Source organism: Streptomyces sp. BI87, from assembly GCF_025957665.1.
Taxonomy (GTDB): Bacteria; Actinomycetota; Actinomycetes; order Streptomycetales; family Streptomycetaceae; genus Streptomyces; species Streptomyces albidoflavus.
The window spans coordinates 6,415,872-6,435,887 of record NZ_CP110079.1; the positions used below are offsets into that span (position 1 = coordinate 6,415,872).

A 20,016-nucleotide genomic window follows, 5' to 3' on the forward strand; every position below is an offset into this window, starting at 1 on the left:
TCACCAGCCCAGTCGGTCGGCGGTCGTCTCGGCGATGGCGGGGGAGCAGGTCATGCCCCGCCCGCCGGGCCCGGTGACCAGCCAGACCCCGTCGCGCACCTGCTGGCGGTGGACGACGCGGCCGGTGTCGGTGCACTGGGCGTAGACCCCGGCCCACCGGCGCCGCACGCGCGGCAGCGGACGGCCCAGGTAGCCCGCCACGACCTCGCGGAGGTGCTCGTACGGCTCCTCCACGGTGTCGAAGGCGAAGGGGTGCGCGTACTCGTGGGTGTCGCCGATCGTCAGTCCGCCGTCCCGGCGCTGCACCATCAGCAGCTGCATCCGGTGGGCGGCGGCGGTCGGCGTCTGCGGCTGGCCGGCGTTGAGGGCGTCGAGCGCCTCGCCGGCGTAGGCCGGGTAGTAGCGGAAGCTGTCGGGGTCGGCGACGGAGGTGGTCAGCTCCTCGCCGAGCGGTTCGGTCTGCATCATCTGGAGGCGCACCCGCCGCACCGGGAGCCCGGGCCCGGCCAGTTCGCGGACGAGGCCGCCGAGCCAGGCGCCGGTCGCCAGGACCACGGCGTCGCCGGTGTGCGTGTCGCCGTGGTCGTCGCGGACCGCGGCGGGGCCGGTCACCTCGCGCACCTCACGGCCGCCGAGGAAGGTGTACCGGCCCGAGGCCAGCAGCGCCTGCTTCAGGGCGAGCTGGGCGGTGCGCGGCTCCACCGCCGCGTCCCGCTCGCACCACAGGGCGGCGGTGAACGCGCCGCGCAGCGCCGGGTTGACCGCGCGGGCCTCGGCGGCGGTGAGCAGCCGGTAGCCGCGCTCGGCGGCGTCCGCGCGGGCGACGGCCGCCTCGGCGACGGCCACCTCCCGGTCGGTGCGCAGCGGGGTGAGCGAGCCGCACGGGCGGAAGCCCAGCTCCGGGAGGTTCGCCCCGATGCCCTCCCACAGCTCGCGGGCGCGCAGCGCGGTCCGCAGCTCCTCGCCGCCCGCGCGGCCGCTCACCCATATCTGTCCGAAGTTGCGGAGCGAGGCTCCGCGCGCCTCCTTCTCCCGCTCGATCTGTACGACCTCGTGGCCGCGCTGGACTGCGTGCCAGGCGTGCATGGTTCCCACCACACCGGCTCCTACGACGATGACCTTCACGGCGCCAACGGTGCGGAAGCGGGGTGACCCGGACGGGGCCGCGCGGCGACGGGACCGTGAACGAGGTCCCAAGTCTGGCCCAGACCCGTTATCTTTCCGTGATCACAGGGAGAGGGTGAGGGGTGCGGACAGAGCAGGTCAGTCCCGGGAGCCGGCGCCCAGCCGGGTGCGGAAGGAGAAGCGGTCGCCCCGGAACAGGGTGCGGACCCGCTCCACCGGACGGCCCCCGGTGTCCCGGGAGAGCCGGTGCAGCAGCAGCATCGGCAGCGCCGGCGGCGTCCCGATCAGCAGCGCCTCGCGCGGGGTGGCCAGGACCGTCTCGATCCGCTCGTCGGCGTCCCCGAAGGCGATCCCCAGCTCCTCGCGGAGGTGGGCGTAGAAGGAGGAGTCCGGGTCGAAGCCGGTGTCGAGCGCCGGGACGCGTGCAACCGCCACGTAGGTGCTCTCCAGCCCCACCCGCTCGTCGTCGGCGAGCAGGACGCGCTCCATGTGCCAGACCGGCTCGCCGCGTGCCACCTCGATCTCCTCGGCGAGCGCCGCCGGGCACGGGAACCGGTCGAGCCCGATGAGCCGCCGCCCCGGCGTGCGGCCCTGCCGCCGGACGCCCTCGGTGTAGCTGGCCAGGGAGAGCGGCTGCTCCAGCTTGGGCCCGGCGACGACCGTGCCCCGGCCCTGCCGCCGCAGCCGCCCCTCCAGCAGGAGGTCGCGCAAAGCCTGCCGCACCGTCTCCCGGGAGACCTCGTGGCGCACCGCCAACTCCCGCTCGGTGGGCAGCGCCTCGCCCTCGGCGAGGGTGTCGACGAGCGCGGAGAGCCGCGCCTTGACCGCGTAGTACTTCGGTACGCGGCCGTGCTCCGGGACGCCGGAGCGCACCGGGGCGCCGGGCGCCTGATCATTCGGGTAGTCCACCCGCAGATGGTGGCACGCGCAGGTGAACGGGGCGGGGCGGCGGCGATCACCTGTGGTGGACTGGGGGCACCCCGGCGCGACGCCCTGGACCGGAAGTGGTGATCCCCATCCGCATCGACCTCAACGCCGATCTCGCCGAAGGCTTCGGACGCTGGGAACTCGGCGACGACGACGCCCTCCTGACGGTGGTGACCAGCGCCAACGTGGCCTGTGGCTTCCACGCGGGCGACCCCACCGTCATCCGGGGCGCCTGCCGCCAGGCGGCCGCCGGACGCGTCGCGGTCGGCGCCCAGGTCGGCTACCGCGACCTCGCCGGATTCGGGCGCCGCTTCATCGACGTACCGCCCGGCGAACTCGCCGACGACGTGCTCTACCAGATCGGTGCCCTCGACGGACTGGCCCGCGCCTCCGGCACCCGGGTGCGGTACGTCAAGCCGCACGGCGCGCTCTACAACGCGATCGTCCACCACGAGGAGCAGGCCGGGGCCGTGGTGGCGGCCGTCCGCGCCTGGGACCCGGGGACGCCGGTGCTCGGACTGCCCGGTTCGCGCTGGCTGGCGCTGGCCGAGGCGGCCGGACTCCCGGTCTACCGCGAGGCGTTCGCCGACCGCGCGTACACGCCCTTCGGCACGCTGGTCCCGCGCCGGGAGCGCGGCGCGGTGCTGCACGACCCCGAGGAGATCGCCGAACGGTGCGTCCGCCTCGCGCGCGGCGAGCCCATCACCGCGATCGACGGCACCCCGCTCGTCGTCCACGCCGACTCGCTCTGCGTGCACGGCGACACCCCGGGTGCCGTGGTCGTCGCCCTCGCCGTCCGCGAACGGCTGGAGGCCGAGGGGCTCACCCTGCGCGCCTTCACCGGCGAGGAGGGCTGACATGCGGTTCCTGCCCTGCGCCGACCAGGGGCTGCTGGTCGGCACCGGCTCCCTCGACGAGGCCCTGGCCCTCTACCGCGCGCTGGAGGAGAGCCCGCCGCCGGGCGTCGAGGACCTCGTCCCGGCCGCCCGCACGGTCCTGCTGAGACTGGCGCCCGGCGCCGACCCCGCCCGCGTCGAACAGGCCGTGCGCGGCCTGGAGCCGGGCGAGGCCCGGGCCGGCACCGGCGAGCTGGTACGGATTCCCGTGGTGTACGACGGGGAGGACCTGCCCGGCGTCGCGGAGCTGACCGGCCTGCCGGTCCGGGAGGTCGTCCGGCTGCACACCTCCACCACCTGGACGGTCGCCTTCGGCGGTTTCGCCCCCGGCTTCGGCTACCTCGTCGGCGGACCGGCGGAGCTGACCGTGCCCCGGCGCGCCGAGTCCCGCACCCGCGTCCCGGCCGGAGCGGTCGGTCTGGCCGGCGAGTTCAGCGGCGTCTACCCGCGCCCCTCCCCGGGCGGCTGGCAGCTCATCGGCCGTACGGAGCTGGAGATGTGGCGCGAGGACCGCACACCTCCCGCCCTGCTGCGGCCCGGCGTCCGGGTGCGCTTCGAGGAGGCGGGGCAGCCATGAGCGGGGACGCCCTGCAGATCCTGGCCCCCGGACCGCTGGCCACCGTGCAGGACCTCGGGCGGCCCGGGCTCGCCGCCCTGGGGGTCGGCGCGTCCGGCGCGGCCGACCGCTCCGCCCTGCGCCTCGCCAACCGCCTCGTCGGCAACCCGGAGGGCGCCGCCGCCGTCGAAGCCACCCTCGGCGGACTCGCCGTACGCGCCCTGCGCGCGGTGACGGTGGCGGTGACCGGAGCCCCGGCGCCGCTCAGCACCGGAGCGGTCCAGTCGGTGATCCAGCTGGCCGAGGGGGAGCGCCTGGAACTGGGAACACCCCCGGCGGGACTGCGGAGTTACCTCGCGGTGCGCGGCGGCATCACCGTCCCCGAGGTGCTCGGCTCGCGCTCCCGCGACCTCCTCGCAGCCCTGGGCCCGCCCCCGCTCGCCCCCGGCGACGTACTCCCGGCCGGCCCCGCCCCCGCCGCCTTCCCCTGCGTCGACCTGGCCCCCTTACGCACCCCGTTCGGCGGCGAGCCGGAGCTGCGCGTGGCACTGGGTCCGCGCGACGACTGGTTCGCCCCCGAGGCCGTACGCCGCCTCCTGGCCGAGCCGTGGACGGTCGGCGCGGCCAGCGACCGGGTCGGCATGCGCCTCGAAGGCCCTGCCCTGGAGCGCGCCGTCGGTGGCGAACTCCCCAGCGAGGGCATGGTCCCCGGCGCCCTCCAGGTGCCGCCCGGCGGCCGCCCCGTCCTCTTCCTGGCCGACCACCCGGTGACCGGCGGCTACCCGGTGATCGCCTGCGTCCTCCGCGCCGACCTGGACCTCGCCGCCCAGGCCCGGCCGGGGCAGACCCTGCGGTTCCGGCTGGCGCGGGACTGACCCGGCGGGCGGCTCGGTGCGCGGCCGGCCGGCTCGCGGTCAGAAGACCGCGAGCGGATTGACCGCGAGCCCAGTGGTGTCCGAGACGGCGCTGAGCGTCGTGGAGCTGGCCCGCCGGGCCGGGGTCACCCGCCAGACGACGCACCGCGCCGTCACCCAGCTCGTCGGTGAAGGTCTCCTGGTCGGCGAGCCGGGGCCCGGGGTCCCGCGCAGCACGCTGATCCGGCTGACCGACGCGGGCCGCCGGCGTCGGGATGTCGCCCTGGGTAGCCTTCGCGGCCTGGAGGAGGAACTCGCGAAGCGGCTCGGGTCCGAGACGGTGGCCGGGCTTCGCGACACCCTGACGCGCGCCTGGCCGAGCTGAGGAGTCACCGCCCCACCGGGTCCGCCTCCGCCCCGTCCCCCGGGGTCACCAGGGCGAGATGGCCGCCGTCGTCCATCGGGGTCGGCAGCGTCAGCGTGGCGACCTCCTCGGCGTGGTCGGCATCGACGAGGTGGACCTCGCCGTGGCCGCCCCGGCTCACCGCGACCAGCGGACCGCCCGGGGAGGCCGCCACCGCCCGGCGCTGGACGCCGTCCCACGGGGTGCCGCCGGGCCGGGGCGCACCGGCCATCGCGGGGAGGGGGAGCCGCGCCGCCACGTAGGGCCGCTCGCCCCGCCCGGTCGGTGCGGCGAGCAGGACCAGTTCGTCGCCGTCCGGGTGGACCCGGGCGAACGCGACGTGCCGGACGGCCACCGCGAGCCGGAAGACCAGCCCGGGGCCGAGCGGCACCCGCCCGCTCAGGCCGGAGTCGAGCCGGTGCCACCAGGCGTCGTTGGACCACTCCGGCCACCGTCCCGGATCGCCCGGCCCCCCGCGTACGCACGACCACAGCATCCGGCGCACCGGGTCCAGCCGCAGGTAGTAGCCCCGCCCGCCGGTCCGGCCGTCCGCCGCCCAGGACAACGGGGCTTCGGTGACCAGGGTGTCGCCGTCCCGGCGGGCCCGGTGGACGCCCGAGCCCGCCGCCGCGAACAGCCGCCCGGTGACCGGGTCGTGGGCGTCGCCGTGCCCGTCGGCGTCGGGCAGCGCGAGCCGCTGGTGGGGCGGGACCGGCGGGCAGGCGGGCGGGGCGGTGAGCAACGTGTCGTGGTGGTAGGCGGCCAGTTCGCCGGGTTCCCGGTGGCGGAGGACCACCAACGGGCGCTCCCCGCCGAGGACCGTCACCCCCGGTTCGCCGACGCGGGTGCGGACCCGGGCCGCACGGGCACCTTCCGGCGCCGCCAGGTCGACGGCGGTCAACAGGTCGCTCCACGCGGCCTCGTTCCGGCCGAGCCCGGTGGTGACGGCGAGGTGACGCCCGCCGGGCGCGGCGGCCAGGTGCTCGGCCGGCCCCGCCACCGGCACCGCCGTGCGCAGCAGCGGGCGTCCCGCGTCCGGACCGTACGGGTCGAGCACCAGCAGCTCGCCGGCCCGGTCGTCCACACAGGCGGCCAGACCCCCGGGCAGCGCGAGGAACCCGGCGTGCTCGGCCAGATGGCGACCGGCGAGCGCGGCGCGTTCCTCTCCGGACGGCAGGTCCAACAGGGCGATGCGACCGGCTACTTGGTCCGCCGCCAGCAGACGCGGGGGCAGGGGCACGGGGAACTCCTCGGTAGGGGGTGCGGGGGCCGGGCGCAGGGCGCGGAACCGCACCGAGTGCTAATGGCAATGATTATCATGTGTATTCTCTCGGCGGAAGACGGGCGAACGCCGGGGCCGAAGAGGCGCCCCGCGCGTCCCCGCAGGACGGAACCGAGGGATGAAGCCATGCCACGCACAGCGATGAGGCTCCGCCGGTGGGCCGCGACAGCGGTCCTGGGCACCCTGCTGGCCGGTTGCGGAACCGGCGGCCCCGCGCCGGACGCGGCCGACGGCGGGGGAGCGGGGAAGGGCGGCGGTGCGCGGACCGGCACCGACGTGCGGCCGATCGAGGCCGCCACCCGCGTCACCGACGCCCAGGGCGTCACCGTCTCCCTGGAGAAGCCCCCGGAGAAGATCGTCTGCCTGGTCGCCCTCTGCGACGACATGCTGACGGAGCTGGGGATGGCCCCGGCCGCCACCAACTCCGGCCTGCTCGCCCACCCGAAGTTCCTCGGCAAGGAGAAGGCCGCCGCGATACCCGTGGTCCCCGGCGGCTTCCTGAGCCCCGAGGCCGAGGCGATCCTCTCCCACCGGCCCGACCTGGTGATCGGACTGGAGGACACCCACGGCAAGCTCGCCCCCGCCCTGGAGGGCGCCACCACCTTCTGGCCCGTCCAGCCCGGTTCCTGGCAGGACAGCGTGAGTTACCTGCGCGACCTCGCCGCCCTCACCGGCCGCACCGAACAGGGCGAACGTGCCGAGAAGACCTTCCGGACCCGCCTTGCCGAGGCCGAACGGAACCGGAGCGACAAGACCTCGCTCATCATCTTCGGCAGCGACGAGAACTTCGGCGTCGCGACGCCCGAGACCGACGTGGCCGCCGGGCTCTTCCCCAAGCTCTCCGCCTACCCGTGGAAGAGCCGGGGCGTGGACGGCTCGTACAGCCTGGAGGAGATCCTCGCCCGCGACGTCGACGTGCTCTTCGTGGAGACGCTCTCCTTCGGCGGCGAGGACGGCAAGCTCTCCGAGAAGCTCGCGGACAACCCGCTCTGGGCCCGCATCCCCGCCGTCGAGCAGGGCAAGGTCGTCGAGGTCGACCCCGAGGTCTGGGCCAAGGGGCGCGGCACCCGGTCGCTGGGGATCGTGCTCGACGAGGCCACGGCCGCACTGCGGTGAGGCGGCTGCCCGCTCCCTGGCTCTGGCTGCTCGCCGTCCTCCTGCCCTGCGCGGTGGCCGCCCTGAGCCTCGGGACGCCGTACGTCCCCCCGTACCGGCTGCCGCAGGTGCTGGGCGGGGACGGCCTCGCCGCCCTCGTCGTCGGTGAACTGCGGCTGCCCCGGCTGGTGCTGGCGCTGGTCGCCGGGGCCTGTCTCGGCGCGGCGGGGCTGGTCCTCCAGGAGGCGCTGCGCAACCCGCTCGCCGTGCCCGAGATGCTCGGCGTCTCCAGCGGAGCGGCCCTGGGGGTGGCGGCGCCGCTGGTCCTCTCCCTGTCCGTGCCACTCGCCGTACAGCCCTTCCTCGCGCTGGCCGGGGCGGCGCTCGGCGGGCTGCTGACGCTGGCCGCCGCCGGGCTGGGCCGCAGCCCCTCGGCGGTCCTGCTCACCGGGGCCGCCGTCGCCGCCGCCCTCCAGGCCGCGCTGCTGGTGCTGATGGTCCTCGCCGACCAGCTCGACCTCCAGCTCATCTACCGCTACCTGCTCGGCAGCCTCTCCGCCCGCACCTGGGACGACGTCACCGGACTCTGGCCCTGGCTCGCCGCTGCCCTGCCCGCCCTGGTCCTCTGCGTCCCCGTCCTCGGCGTGCTGCGGCTGGGTGACGACGACGCGCGGGCCCTGGGCGTGCGGGTGGGCCGCGCCCGGGTGGCCGCGCTCGGCGTCACCGTGCTGCTCATCGCCCCCGTCGTCGCGGTGTGCGGCCCGGTGGCGTGGGTCGGCTTCCTCGCCCCGCACCTGGCCCGGCGGCTGCGGCCCGGCGCCGACGCGGCGGGACTGCTCGGGTACGCGGCCGCCTGCGGCGCCGTCGTCGTGGTCTGCGCCGACCTGCCCGCCCGGCTGCTGCTCGCCCCCGTCGAGACCCCGGTCGGCGCCTGGACCGCCCTGTTGGGGGTGCCGGTCGGCGTGGCCCTGCTCAAATGGCGGGCGCCCGCCCGCAGTTCACCGGCCCTCGCGCCCGGCGACCGGGCCGCCCTGCGGAAGGCCGAGCGGTGAGCGCCGCGCGGACCGCCGCACCGGTGCTCCGGAGGGGCCGGACCGGCACCGGGGTGAAGGCGGCCGTCCTGGTGCCCCTCGCCCTCGCGGCCGGGGTCGCGGGGCTCGTCGCCGGGCCCGCCGCGACCACGGCCGACGTCGCCGAGGTGTTCGCGGGCGGCGGTGATCCGCTCGCCCGGCACATCGTGCTCAACCTCCGCCTGCCGCGCACCCTGGTCGCTCTCACCGCCGGCGCCTGCCTCGCCCTGGCCGGGCTGGTGCTCCAGTCGGCCCTGCGCAACCCGCTGGCCGGTCCCGAGGTCACCGGCGTCACCCCGGGCGCGGTGCTCGGGGCGGTCACCGCGACCGGGCTCGGCCTCGCGGGGTGGCAGTCGCCCACCGCCGTGGTGGTGGCCGCCTGTCTCGGCGGCTGCGCCGGCGCAGGGCTGCTCTGGCTGCTCGCCGGTCGGGAGCGGGGGGACCCCGAACAGACCGCCGTCCACGGCGTCCTGGTCTCCGCCGTGCTGACCGGCGCCACCGCCGTGGTGCTGCTGATCGCCCCCGGCGAACTCGGCAGCGTGGTGCAGTGGCTGGTCGGCTCCACCGAGGGGCGCGTCTGGCGGCACTGGGAACTCCTGTGGCCGTGGGCCCTGTGCTGGGGCGCCGCCGCCTGGCTGCTGGCCGGGCCGCTGACGCTGCTGCGGTGCGGCGACGAACAGGCCGCCGCGCTGGGCCTCGACACCGGGCGGGCCCGCGCCGCCGCTCTGGCCTGCGCGGTGGCGCTCACCGCCGGGGCGGTCTCGGCGGTGGGTGCGCTCGGCTTCGTGGGGCTGCTGGTCCCGCACGTCGCCCTCGCCGTCTTCGGCGCCGACCTGCGGGCCACCCTGCCCGGCGCCGCCCTGCTCGGCGCGGTCGTGGTGGGTGGCGCCGACGCGGGGGCCCAACTGCTCTCCCGTGCCCTGGCCCAGGCCCTGGACGCGGACCGGCTCACCGTCCCCGTCGGCGCCCTGACCACCTGCGCGGGCGCCGCCCTGCTGCTGATCGTGGCCCGGCGCCGCGCCGACCTGCGATGAGCCGGCCGGGGCCGCACGCCCCCGAGGCGTACCGAAGAACGGCCGTGCGGGCGACCGCGCCGCCGGCACCGACGAGTGACGGCCCCGCCCGGCGAGCGCGGGCGGGGCCGGAAGGAGGAGTGATGGACCATCGGGAACCCGGTGCCGTGGTCGCGGAAGGGCTGCGGTTCGGCTACCCGGGACGCGAGGTGCTGCGCGGGGTCGACCTGCGGATCGGCGCGGGCGAACTGGTCGCCCTGGTCGGCCTCAACGGCTGCGGCAAGAGCACCTTCCTGCGGCTCGCCGCCGGGCTGCTGCGCCCGGACGGCGGGCGGGTCCTGCTGGACGGGGAGGAGGTGGCGCGGCTCTCCCGCCGGGGCGCCGCCCGCCGCGTCGCCCTCCTCCACCAGTCGGCGCCGCCCGTACCGGGGCTGACCGTGCGCCAGCTGGTCCGGCAGGGGCGGTACGCCGCCCGGGGGCCGCTCGGGATGCTCCGCGACGGGGACGACGCGGTGAGCGCGCGGGCGCTGGCCGACGCCGGGGTCGCCGACTGGGCCGGGCGGCCGGTGGACGCGCTCTCCGGCGGGGAGCGGCAGCGCGTACGGCTGGCCATGGCGCTGGCCCAGGACACCCGGACCCTCCTCCTCGACGAACCGACCACGTACCTGGACCTCAGGCATCAGCTGGAAGTGCTCCAGACCGTGGTCCGGCTGCGCGCGGAACGGGGTCTGACGGTGGTGATGGTGGTGCACGACCTCAACCACGCCGCCCGGTTCGCCGACCGGATCGTCGCCCTCCGGGACGGCCGGGTGGCCGCCGACGGCAAGCCCGCCGACATCGTCACCCCCGCCCTCCTCGCCGAGGTGCTGGGTGTCGAGGGGCGGGTGGCGCCGGACGAGCGGGGCGGCTGGCCGGTCTGTTACCCAGATCACCCTCTGGAGGCCGCACGCCCCTTGCGGAATGAAAATCATATTCATTAAGGTCCGTGGTGCGGCAGGCGCCACGCCGTTCACGTCCACCACGCAACGAACCGAATGGAGCTCAACTCATGGAGCACGACAAGGTGTTCGCCCCGATCGCCGACCCGGGCCAGCTGGCCCACCTCTCCGCCACCCACTCCAACGCCCTCGTCGAGAACCCCTTCGACGACGCCGACGAGACCGGTGCCGCGGACGACAAGTAGTCGGCCCCGGCCGCCGGTGACGGCGGCCGGCTGACACCCGTGACGGGTCCGCCCGGCAGGAACCCCCCGGGCGGGCCCGTTGCGTTCGGCGCCCCACGGCACCGGCGCCGCCCACCCCCCCGTACTCCATCCGACGGAGGTCTCCGTGACCAGCAGCCGACTCGCCCCGGGCGCCGGGATCGTCACCGTCCCCGGCGGCCGGCCCGCCGTACGCACCGCCGAGGGCGAGTTCCTGCACCTCGACACCGGCGCCGCCGACCTCGCCGCGCTCACCCGCCACCTGGTCACCGGCGAAGCCGCCCCCGATGCCGAAGTGGCTCGCGTCGCCGCGGCGTTCGAGCGCGAGGGGTACGCGGTCCGGACCGGCCCGCAGGAAGGCGGTCCGCTCACCGGCCGTACCGTCCTGCTCCTCGGTGACGCGCGGCTCACCACTCCGCTCGCCCGGTTCGCGGCCGCCGAAGGTGCCCGCACCCGGCACGTCACCCCCGACCACGTCGCCCGGCTCGCGGACGGGGAAGGGGCGTACGCCTCCACCGTCGTCGTCTGGTGCCTCGACGAGCCGGTGCCGCCCGGGCTCTGGGAGACCGCCGACCGGCTGCCCGCACACGGCACGGCCTGGCTGCGCTGCCACCGCGAGGGTGCCCACCTGTGGACCGAACCGCTCGCCGCCGCACCCGGCGACGTCACCTCCGCCCACGTCCGCCTCCGCCGCCTCGCCGCCACCTCCGCCCACCGCCAACTCGCCGCCTACTGGGCCGGACACCGCACTCCCGACAACGGCCCGCGCCCCGGCGAGGCCGCCGCCGCCCTGGTCGCCGCCCTCCTCACCGCCGACCTCCTCGCCTGGGCCGCGCCGGGCCCCGACTCCGGGCTTCCCGCGCGCCGCAGGCTCCGCCGCGTCGACCTGCGCGACCTCACCGTCACCGAACACCCCGTGCTGCCCGTACCGCCGGTGGCCCCCCTGCCCGGCCGGGGGAGCGGACCGGCATGAGCCCCGCGACCACCCGCGTCACCGCCCCCGACGGCACCGCCCTCGCCACCGACCTCCACCTCCCCGCCACCCCGGGCCCCCACCCCGCCGTGCTGGTCCGCACCCCCTACGACCGCCGGGCCCACCGGGCCGAACTGCGCGGCTGGGCGGAGCGCGGGTTCGCCGCCGTCGCCCAGGACGTGCGCGGCCGGCACGGCTCGGCGGGGGAGTGGCACCCGTACCGCGACCACGAGGCGGAGGACGGCGCGGCCACGCTGGACTGGATACGCGCCCAGCCGTGGAGCGACGGCCGCGTGGTCGCCGCCGGGGCCTCGTACGCCGCGTACTGCGCCCTCGCCGCCGCCCTCTGCCCCGGCGCCCCCGGTCCGGACGCGGTGATCGCCGCCGTCCCCGCCCTCGGCCTCGCCGAGACCGCCCGCGAACCCACCGGACCCGAACGCCTCTGGGCCCGCCTCGGCTGGTGGGCGGCCCACGGCGACCGGCGCGACTCCGCACCTGACGCCCTCGCGCACGCCCTCGCCCGCGACCCGCGCCTGCCCGAGCACCTCCCGGTGACCCGGATCGCGGACCGGCTCGACCGGCCGCTCCCCTCCTGGCCCGCGCTGTGGGAGGACTGCCGGCGCGGGCGCCTGGTCGCCCACGGCTCCGCCGCCCGGCTCCCGCTGCTCGCCGTCGGCGGCACCCGCGACCCCTTCGCCGAGGACACCGTCGCCCTCTGGCGCGGCTGGGGCGGCCCCGCCCGGCTGCTGCTCGGCCCGTGGGGCCACACGCTCACGGCGGGGACGCGGCCCGGTGCCCCGGGCCGTGTCGACCTCGGCGCCCTCTACGCCCGCTGGGCCAGGGCCGCGCTCGACGGACAGCTCGGCCCCGGACGGCGCGGCGTCATCGGCCTCGCGGAGAGCGGACGCTGGCACCACCTCACGGACTCCGTGACCCGGCCCGAAGGGCAGGAAGTGGCCGCCTCCGTGTGGCAGTTCGGCGCCGCCAACGGTCTGCGCCTGCTCGCCGGCGCCGAGTTCACCGCCGACCCGGACCGCCCCGTACGCTCCGACGAGCTCACCGTCCCGCGCGGGGCCCCCGCCGACCGCTGCCTGCTCGCCACCCCGCCGCTGCCCCGCCCCCTCGACCTGGCGGGCCCCGCCGAGGCCCGGCTCACCGTCGTCGCGGACACGCCCCGCGCCGACTGGGCCGTACGCCTCGTCGCCCTCGACCCGGCCGGACGCGCCGGCCCCCTCGCCTTCGGCATCGTCCGGCGTGACGCCCCGCCCGGCACCCCGCACCCCGTCACCGTGCCGCTCGGGACCCTCGGCCGGACCCTGGCCGCCGGGACCACCCTGCGCGTCGAGGTCGCCGGCCACCACTTCCCCGCGCACGCCCGCAACCCGCACACCGGCGAGGACCCCGTCACCGCCACCCGCCTGGTCGCCTCCCGCCGCACCGTCCGCACCGAGGGCAGCGCCCTCCACCTGCCCGTGGCCGGCCGCCCCCGCCCCGTCGACCCCGTACCGGAGACCTGCCGATGACCACCGCCCTGCCCCTCGACGCCCTCGTCGACCCCCACTGCGGACTCGTCCGCGACGTCGCCCCCGTCCCGCACCCCGAGGGCGCGCCGCCGCGCTACACCGCCATGACCGCGCACGTCGCCGACGCCCGCCGGTTCGGGGCCTGGCCCGCCGACCGGGTCTCGCTCGGCACCACCTTCGGCGACCCGGCCGGCGCCTGGACCGCCGCCGTCGCCGAAGCCGTCGAACGGTACTGCGGCAACCGGCTCCCGCCACCCGGCCACCCCGACGCACCCCGCCGTGCCACCGCCGCCCAGCTCACCGCCGAAGGACACCAGCTGTACGGCCCGGACGACGTGCCCGCCTACGCGCCCTGGCAGTACCGCCGCCCCGCCTTCCCCTACGCCCCGCTCACGCCCGACACCCCCGCCCTCTGGGCGCGCGGCACGGAGAACGGCCGCGACTGCTGGGCGCCGGTCGCCCTCACCCACCTCAACTGGCGCCAGGGGGAACTGCGTTCACTGCCGCGCACCCACCACCTCAACTACGCGGGCATCGCCACCGGACAGGGACTCGCGGACGCCGCCGAACGGGCCCTCCTCGAAGTGGTCGAGCGCGACGCCCTAGAACTGTGGTGGCACCTGGACGGGCCCACCCGGGGCGTCGACCCCGGCAGCGTCCCCGGGCTCGACGCCGACCTCGCCGGGTCCGGCCTGGAGGTGAGCATCGTCGAGATGCCCTCGGAGTTCGCGCCCTGCGTGGCCGCCCTGGTCCACGACGCCGGGCGGGGTGTCCACGCGGCCGGTTTCGCCTGCCGCTTCGACCCGGCCGAAGCCGCCCGCAAGGCCGTCCTGGAAGCCGTGCACACCTGGGTCTTCACCCTGGGCGCCGAAGCCGCGGACGGCTGGGTGCACCAGGCCGTCGACGCCGGCGTCCTGGCCCGCGGGCTCTACCTGGACCACCGGGCCGACCGCCGCTACCTCGACGACTGCGGCGAGGAGTTCGCCGCCGTACGGGACCTGGGCGCCCACGTCCAGGCCTGGCTCGACCCGCGCCTCTCGCCCCTGGCCCGCCGCTTCACCGCACCCGCCCTCGGCACCGTCCCCGTCGCCGAACTCGCGCCCGGCAGCCGGGACCGGCTCGACGCCGCCCTCACCGCGGGCGGCCACCGCGTCCTGACCTTCGACCTGACCACCGAAGACGTCGCCGAGACCACCCTGCGCGTCGCCCGCGTCCTGGTCGGCGGCCTCGTCCCCAACGCCCCCGCCGCCTTCGGCTACTACGGCTGCCCCCGCTTCGCCACCGCCGCCCTCGCCCGCGGCTGGCGCACCGAACCCCCGCGCGAACCCGCCGACTTCACCCTCGCCCCCGCCCCGCACATGTGAGCCCCGGCCCTCCCATGACCCCCGACGCCGCCCTCGGCCACGCCCTCGCCCTCGCCAGATCACCCCGCACCCCGGCCCGCGCCGCCCCGCCCCCACGCCGCCCCTACCCCTGGACCGGCACCCCGCTCGCCCTCCCCGCCACCGCCCCCGACCCCGACGGCCCCGTCGACCTCGACCACCTCCTGCGCCACTCCCTGCGCGCGCGTCCCGGCACCGGTGGCCGGCTGCGCCCCGCCGCCTCCGCCGGAGCCCTCCACCCCGTCCGCGCCCACCTCCTGATCGGCCCCGGCTGCACCCTGCCCCCGGGGCGGTACGCCTACGACCCCGAGGTCCACCGGGTGTTCCGGCGCGGCCCGGCCCCCCACGGAGCGGCCCCCGGCGTGATCGCCGTCCTCACCGCCACCGCCGAACGCACCGCCGCCCACTACGGCCACCGCGCCTGGCCCCTGCTGCTCCTCGACACGGGCCACGCGGCCGCCGCCCTCGCCCTCGCCCCGCAGGGACCCGGCGTCCGCGTCTGCCTCGACGCCGACGCCGCCACGCTCGCGGCCGCCGCCGGGCTGCCCCCGGCCGACCGCTGGCAGCGGATACGGCCCGGCACCGAGGCCGAACACCCCCTCGCCGCCGTCCAGGTGACGCCCCGCCGCACCCAGCGCACCGCCCCCGCCCTCGACCGCTGGGCCGCCCTGCCGCTCCCGCACCGCACCCGCACCCCCGCCCGGCCCCCGGCCCGGCCCTGCGGCACCGGCCGCCTGCTGGAACTGCTGGGCGCCGCCACCCGGACCGAACCGACCTGGCACCCCGTCCGCCGCCCCGCCACCGTCACCGGACGCGCCCTGCTGGAGCGCCGCAGCGCCGACCCCGCCACCCTCGGCCACCCGCCGGACGGCGACACGGTGGCCCGCCTCCTGCACACCGCCGCCACCGCCTGGTCCGGCGGCCCCGCCTGGTGCGCCGCCGTCGCCCACCCCGCCCCCGCCCTGCTCGCCCCCGGCCACCGCACCGCCGCCCCGTACCGCCTCGCCCGGGGCGACGCCCGCCCCAGCCTCGCCCACTGGGCCGCCGGCCAGCTCTGGCTCGGCGGCACCGGAGCGGTACTCCTCGCCCACGGCTGCCCCTCGGACGCCCTCGCGCCCCAGATCCGCCACGACCACCTCGCCGCCGGCTTCGCCGCGGGCACCGCCCACGCCCACGCCACCGCCGAGGGCATCGCCGCCCGCCCCGTCGGCTCCTGGCAGCAGGCGGACCTGGGCGCCGCCCTGGGCGACACCCCGGACCGCGACTGGGTCCTGCACGGCCTGGCGCTGGGAGCCGCCCGATGAGCCGCCGCCCACGGCCCGTCCCCGACCACCCCACCCCGCCCGGAGAGACGTACCCGCGATGATCCCGCCCCCCGAACTGCGGCGCGCCGCCCGCCCCGCCGCCCTGCCACTGGCCGGGGCCACCGCCCTGCTCGCCCTGGTCGGCGCCACCCACATCGGGCAGGCGGTGCTGCTCGCCCTCGTCCTCGCCCGGGTCGCCCGGGGCGAGACGGCCGGGCTGCCCGCCCTGCTCGCCGCCGTGGCCGCCGTCGTACTGGCCCGCGCGCTGCTCAGCCGCGCCCAGCGGCTGCTGGCCGTCCGCGCCGGAGCCCTGGTCCGCGTCCGCCTCCGCGACGACCTCCTCGCCCACCTCGGCCGGACCGGCCCGGGCGCGCTCGCCGGAGCCCGGGCGGGAGCGGTCCGGGCCACCCTCGTCGACGGCGTGGAGGGCGTGGACGCGTACGTCTCCCGCTACCTGCCGCACCTGGTCGTCACCTGCGCCCTCCCGCCCCTGCTGCTGGCCGCCGTCGCCCTCGTCGAGCCGTACGCCGTGGCCGCCCTCGCCCCCGCCCTCCTGCTGGCGCTCGCCGGGCCCCGTCTCTGGGACCGGCTCCTCGCCCGCCGGGGCCGCGCACACTGGGACTCCTACGAGGCTCTCGCCGCCGATCACCTGGAGGCCCTTCAGTCCATGGCGACCCTGCGCGCCGCCGGGGCCGTCGGCCGCACCCGGGCCCGGCTGGAGCGGCGTTCGGCCGCGCTGCACCGGGCCACCGTGGCCAAGATGCGGGTCTCCCTCGCCGACACCGGCCTCACCGACCTCGCCGTGCAGGGCGGCACCGTCGCCGCCGTCCTCGTCGCCTGCGCCGCGGCCACCACCGGAGGCGCCACCGCCACCGGCACCTACCTCCTGCTGATGCTGGCCTCCGAGTGCTTCCGCCCGGTCCGCGACCTCTCCCGCGAGTGGCACGCGGGGCACCTGGGGCTGTCGGCCGTCGACGGGATCGCCGCGCTGCGCCACACCGAGGGCGGAGTCCCCGACGAGGGCACCGTCGCCGCCGACTGGGCCACACCCCCCGAAGTTCGGTTCGAGAACGTCCACTTCACCCACCCGGGACGGGCCCGCCCCGCCCTCGCGGGCATCGCGTTCACCGCCCCGGCCGGACGCGTCACCGCCCTGGTCGGCCCCTCCGGCGCCGGAAAGTCCACCCTGCTGAGCCTCCTGCTCCGCCAGCGGGACCCCGACTCCGGACGGATCACCGTCGGCGGCCTGGACACCGCCGCGTACCGGCTCGACGCGCTCCGCCGGGGCATCGCCGTGGTCTCCCAGGACACCTACCTCTTCCGCGCCACCGTCGCCGACAACCTCCGCCTCGCCCGCCCCGCCGCCACCTCGGCCCAGCTCCACGCGGCCGCCCGCGCCGCCGGCATCCACGAGGAGCTGAGCCGGCTCCCCGACGGGTACGACACGGTGATCGGCGAACGCGGCGCCACCCTCTCCGGCGGCCAGCGCCAGCGCCTCGCCCTGGCCCGCGCGCTGCTCGCCGACGCCCCGGTCCTCGTCCTCGACGAGGCCACCAGCGCCGTGGACGAACGCGCCGAGGCCCGCATCACCCGGGAACTCCTGGCCGCCGGACGGGGCCGCACCTGCCTGCTCGTCGCCCACCGCCTAGAAGCCGTCCGCCACGCCGACCACATCGTCGTCCTCGACCACGGCCGCGTCGACGCCGCCGGCAGCCACCCCGAACTCCTCGCCGCCGGCGGCCTGTACGCCCGCCTGGTGGCCGCCGGCCGGACCGTCGACCTGATGCAGCAGGAGGCCGCATGACCCCGCCGACCCCGCAGGAGCCACCGGCCGGGCCGCCCACCCACAAGGCCCTGCGCTCGCTGCTGCCGGTGCTCGCCGCCCACCGCGCCATGACCGCCCGCACCTGTGCGGCCGCCCTCGTCGACCAGGCGGCCCTCGTCGCCCTGGTCACCCTCGCCGCCCACACCGTCGGGACCGCCGTCATCGACGGGCGGCCCCCCTCGGCCGGTACCGTGGCGCTGCTCGTCGCCCTGGTCGCCGTGCGCGCACTGGCCACCTGGCGGGAGATGGACCTCTCCCACGACCTGGCCTACCGGGTCCTCGCCCTCCTGCGGGTCCGCGTCTTCGACGGGATCGCCCGCAGCGCCCCCGCCCGCATCGCCGGACGCCGCAGCGGCGACCTTGCCTCCACCGCGCTGGGCGACGTCGAGGCGCTGGAGTTCTTCTACGCCCACGCCCTCGCTCAACTCCTCGCCACCGGCACCGTGTTCACCGCATCGGCGGCCCTGCTGGGCACCCGCGAACCCTGGCTGCTCGCCCTCGTCCTGCCCGCCGCCGTGCTCCTGCTCGCCCTGCCCGTCCTCGACGGACGCGGCCGCGCCGCACGCGGAGCCCGCACCCGCGCGGCCCTCGCCGACCTCTCCGCCGAGACCGTGGAGAGTGTCGACGGACTGCGCGAACTCCTCGCCTCCGGCGCGCTGAACCGCCGGCGCGCCCGGCTGCGGGCGTACGGGAGGCGGCTGGCCCGCGCGCAACGGGCCGAGCAGTCCTGGGAGGCCGGTGCCGCCGCCCTCCGCGACCTGCTGGTGGTGGCCGCCGTGATCGGCGTCGTCGCCGTCGCCGGCCACAGCGCCGTCGAGGGCCGCCTGCACGGCGCCTGGACCCCGGCCGCCATGGCGCTGGCGCTCGGCGCCCTCGCCCCCGTCGCCGACGCCGCCGCCTCGCTCGGCCAGGCCGGCAGCCTGCGGGCCGCCGCCGCCCGCGTCCGCGCCGCCGCCGACGCCCCCGCCGGTGCCCCCGCGCCGAGCACGCCGCGCCCGCTGCCCGAGGGTCCCCTCGGCCTCCGCCTGCACGGCGTGCGGTTCGGGTACGGAGGCACGCCCGTGCTGGACGGGGTGGACCTCACCGTCCGACCGGGCGAGACCGTCGCCCTGGTCGGCGCCTCCGGCGCGGGCAAGTCCACCTGCGCGCACCTGCTGGCCCGCTACTGGGACCCGCAGGAGGGCACCGTCACTCTCGTCCCCGAGGACGGGCGGCCACCGGTCGCCCTGCGGGACCTGGCCGACGCCGAGCTGCGGAGCGCCGTCGCCGTCGTCGGCCAGGAAGCCCCCCTCTTCCACGGCACCCTTGCCGAGAACCTGCTGCTGGCCGCCCCCGACGCCCCGCCGGAAGCGCTGGACCGCGCCGTCCGCGCCTGCGGCGTCGACATCATCGCGGCCGGACTCCCCGACGGGCTGGGTACGGCCGTGGGGGAGCGGGGTGCCACGCTCTCCGGCGGACAAAGGGCCCGGGTCGCCCTCGCGCGGGCCCTGGTCGCCGCACCCCGCGTGCTGGTCCTGGACGAGACCACGGCCCACCTGGACCACACCGGGGACGCGGACCTCGCCGCCGCCCTCGCCGCCACGGCACCCGGGCGCGCCACGCTGGTCATCGCCCATCGGCCCGCCACGGTGCGTCGCGCCGACCGCGTCGCCGTCCTGGAGGACGGCCGGATCGTGGAGGAGGGCACCTGGGAGGAGCTGGCGACCGCCGGCGGCGCGCTGACCCGTCTGCTCTCCCGGGAGGCAGCGGCAACCCCCTGACCTGCGCCGACGCGCACGCGCACGCGAGAGGGCCGGGGTCCCTCACGGGGACCCCGGCCCTCTGGTCCGGTGAAGATGTGCTGTGGCTCAGGCGGTCTGGGCCCGGCGCGGCAGCTTCCAGTTCGGCCGCGGGAAGTGGCAGGTGTAGCCGTTCGGGTAGCGCTCCAGGTAGTCCTGGTGCTCCGGCTCGGCCTGCCAGAAGTCGCCCAGCGGCTCGACCTCGGTCACCACCGGCCCCGGCCACAGCCCGCTCGCCTCCACGTCGGCGATGGTCTCGCGCGCCGTGCGCAACTGGTCCTCGTCGGCGTAGTAGATCGCCGAGCGGTAGCTGCGGCCGACGTCGTTGCCCTGCCGGTCGCGGGTGCTCGGGTCGTGGACCTGGAAGAAGAACTCCAGCAGATCGCGGTAGCTGGTGCGCGCCGGGTCGTACAGGATCTCGATCGCCTCGGCGTGGTCGCCGTGGTTGCGGTACGTGGCGTTCGGCGTGTCCCCGCCGGTGTAGCCGACCCGCGTCGACACGACTCCCGGCTGCTTCCTGATGAGGTCCTGCATGCCCCAGAAACAGCCTCCGGCGAGTACGGCCTTCTGCGTTCCGGTGTCCATACGCTGTGCTCCCGACTGGCATCGACATGCGCCCGGCCGCCCTCGCGGCGCCCAGGGCCTCTCAGAGCGGGTAACGCTCCAGGTGGCGCCGCCATTCCCGGAGCGCGGCCCCTCCTGCGCCACACCCCGGGGGCGGCCCGTCCGGGCGGATCTGGCGCGTGATACCAAGGTGCCGCGAACCCGCGCCGGCCGCCGGTCCGCACGCCACCGGGAGGGGCCCACCG

Annotated in this window: 19 protein-coding genes; 15 read left to right on the forward strand and 4 right to left on the reverse strand. The window is 77.6% G+C overall.

Annotated features, from left to right (window positions below):
- Together OIM89_RS28785 and OIM89_RS28790 are read right to left on the reverse strand one after the other, a co-directional pair.
- Entirely contained in the window at positions 1-1,125 is a 1,125-nt protein-coding gene (locus tag OIM89_RS28785; RefSeq protein ID WP_226964929.1) for a TIGR03364 family FAD-dependent oxidoreductase, read from the reverse strand.
- Positions 1,126-1,263: 138 nt separating this feature from the next.
- On the reverse strand, positions 1,264-2,034 hold the full coding sequence (locus OIM89_RS28790) for a GntR family transcriptional regulator (protein WP_030697424.1): 771 nt from the start codon (positions 2,032-2,034) through the stop codon (positions 1,264-1,266).
- 98 nt (positions 2,035-2,132) lie between these two features.
- Here OIM89_RS28790 and OIM89_RS28795 point away from each other — a divergent pair, with 98 nt between their 5' ends.
- Genes OIM89_RS28795 through OIM89_RS28810 form a run of 4 tightly spaced genes read left to right on the forward strand, consistent with a single transcriptional unit; the run spans position 2,133 to position 4,743 of the window.
- On the forward strand, positions 2,133-2,909 hold the full coding sequence (locus OIM89_RS28795) for a LamB/YcsF family protein (protein WP_175457460.1): 777 nt from the start codon (positions 2,133-2,135) through the stop codon (positions 2,907-2,909).
- A gap of 1 nt (position 2,910) precedes the next feature.
- Complete coding sequence (locus tag OIM89_RS28800) at positions 2,911-3,525, forward strand: 5-oxoprolinase subunit B family protein (protein WP_030697426.1); 615 nt, start codon at positions 2,911-2,913, stop codon at positions 3,523-3,525.
- Positions 3,522-4,379, forward strand: coding sequence for a biotin-dependent carboxyltransferase family protein (locus tag OIM89_RS28805; protein ID WP_030697427.1), 858 nt, complete (start codon positions 3,522-3,524; stop codon positions 4,377-4,379). The genes OIM89_RS28800 and OIM89_RS28805 overlap by 4 nt, the downstream gene beginning before the upstream one ends.
- A 58-nt stretch (positions 4,380-4,437) precedes the next feature.
- A complete protein-coding gene (locus tag OIM89_RS28810) occupies positions 4,438-4,743 on the forward strand; it encodes a MarR family winged helix-turn-helix transcriptional regulator (RefSeq protein ID WP_217685291.1) in 306 nt (101 codons plus the stop codon).
- 4 nt (positions 4,744-4,747) lie between these two features.
- Here OIM89_RS28810 and OIM89_RS28815 read toward each other — a convergent pair whose 3' ends face one another.
- On the reverse strand, positions 4,748-6,001 hold the full coding sequence (locus OIM89_RS28815; RefSeq protein ID WP_030697429.1) for a hypothetical protein: 1,254 nt from the start codon (positions 5,999-6,001) through the stop codon (positions 4,748-4,750).
- Between the two features lie 168 nt (positions 6,002-6,169).
- Here OIM89_RS28815 and OIM89_RS28820 point away from each other — a divergent pair, with 168 nt between their 5' ends.
- The 11 genes from OIM89_RS28820 (at position 6,170) to OIM89_RS28870 (ending at position 19,189) form a co-directional block, all read left to right on the forward strand.
- Positions 6,170-7,159 (forward strand): ABC transporter substrate-binding protein, encoded by a 990-nt coding sequence (locus OIM89_RS28820; RefSeq protein ID WP_175457451.1) that lies wholly within the window; start codon positions 6,170-6,172, stop codon positions 7,157-7,159.
- Positions 7,156-8,190: a FecCD family ABC transporter permease gene (locus OIM89_RS28825; RefSeq protein ID WP_264491737.1), complete on the forward strand. Its 1,035-nt coding sequence runs from the start codon at positions 7,156-7,158 to the stop codon at positions 8,188-8,190. The genes OIM89_RS28820 and OIM89_RS28825 overlap by 4 nt, the downstream gene beginning before the upstream one ends.
- Positions 8,187-9,242: a FecCD family ABC transporter permease gene (locus tag OIM89_RS28830; RefSeq protein ID WP_226964926.1), complete on the forward strand. Its 1,056-nt coding sequence runs from the start codon at positions 8,187-8,189 to the stop codon at positions 9,240-9,242. Before OIM89_RS28825 ends, OIM89_RS28830 begins: the two co-directional genes overlap by 4 nt.
- A gap of 122 nt (positions 9,243-9,364) precedes the next feature.
- Positions 9,365-10,201 (forward strand): ABC transporter ATP-binding protein, encoded by an 837-nt coding sequence (locus OIM89_RS28835; RefSeq protein ID WP_030697433.1) that lies wholly within the window; start codon positions 9,365-9,367, stop codon positions 10,199-10,201.
- Between the two features lie 68 nt (positions 10,202-10,269).
- Complete coding sequence (gene amiA, locus OIM89_RS28840; RefSeq protein WP_023420772.1) at positions 10,270-10,404, forward strand: streptamidine family RiPP; 135 nt, start codon at positions 10,270-10,272, stop codon at positions 10,402-10,404.
- Positions 10,405-10,549: 145 nt separating this feature from the next.
- Positions 10,550-11,395, forward strand: coding sequence for a hypothetical protein (locus OIM89_RS28845; RefSeq protein ID WP_226964925.1), 846 nt, complete (start codon positions 10,550-10,552; stop codon positions 11,393-11,395).
- Entirely contained in the window at positions 11,392-12,918 is a 1,527-nt protein-coding gene (locus tag OIM89_RS28850) for a CocE/NonD family hydrolase (RefSeq protein WP_226964924.1), read from the forward strand. Before OIM89_RS28845 ends, OIM89_RS28850 begins: the two co-directional genes overlap by 4 nt.
- Complete coding sequence (locus OIM89_RS28855) at positions 12,915-14,282, forward strand: YcaO-like family protein (RefSeq protein ID WP_030697436.1); 1,368 nt, start codon at positions 12,915-12,917, stop codon at positions 14,280-14,282. The genes OIM89_RS28850 and OIM89_RS28855 overlap by 4 nt, the downstream gene beginning before the upstream one ends.
- A 14-nt stretch (positions 14,283-14,296) precedes the next feature.
- Entirely contained in the window at positions 14,297-15,604 is a 1,308-nt protein-coding gene (locus tag OIM89_RS28860) for a nitroreductase (protein WP_195731362.1), read from the forward strand.
- A gap of 58 nt (positions 15,605-15,662) precedes the next feature.
- Positions 15,663-17,408, forward strand: a complete 1,746-nt coding sequence (locus tag OIM89_RS28865) for an ABC transporter ATP-binding protein/permease (protein ID WP_226964923.1) — start codon at positions 15,663-15,665, stop codon at positions 17,406-17,408.
- On the forward strand, positions 17,405-19,189 hold the full coding sequence (locus tag OIM89_RS28870) for an ATP-binding cassette domain-containing protein (protein ID WP_226964922.1): 1,785 nt from the start codon (positions 17,405-17,407) through the stop codon (positions 19,187-19,189). Before OIM89_RS28865 ends, OIM89_RS28870 begins: the two co-directional genes overlap by 4 nt.
- A gap of 87 nt (positions 19,190-19,276) precedes the next feature.
- On the opposite strand, the gene msrA is transcribed toward OIM89_RS28870, so the two are convergent.
- The gene (gene msrA / locus OIM89_RS28875; RefSeq protein WP_030698959.1) at positions 19,277-19,792 is read right to left on the reverse strand and encodes a peptide-methionine (S)-S-oxide reductase MsrA; all 516 of its coding nucleotides are present in this window, start codon (positions 19,790-19,792) and stop codon (positions 19,277-19,279) included.
- Positions 19,793-20,016 lie beyond the last annotated feature (224 nt).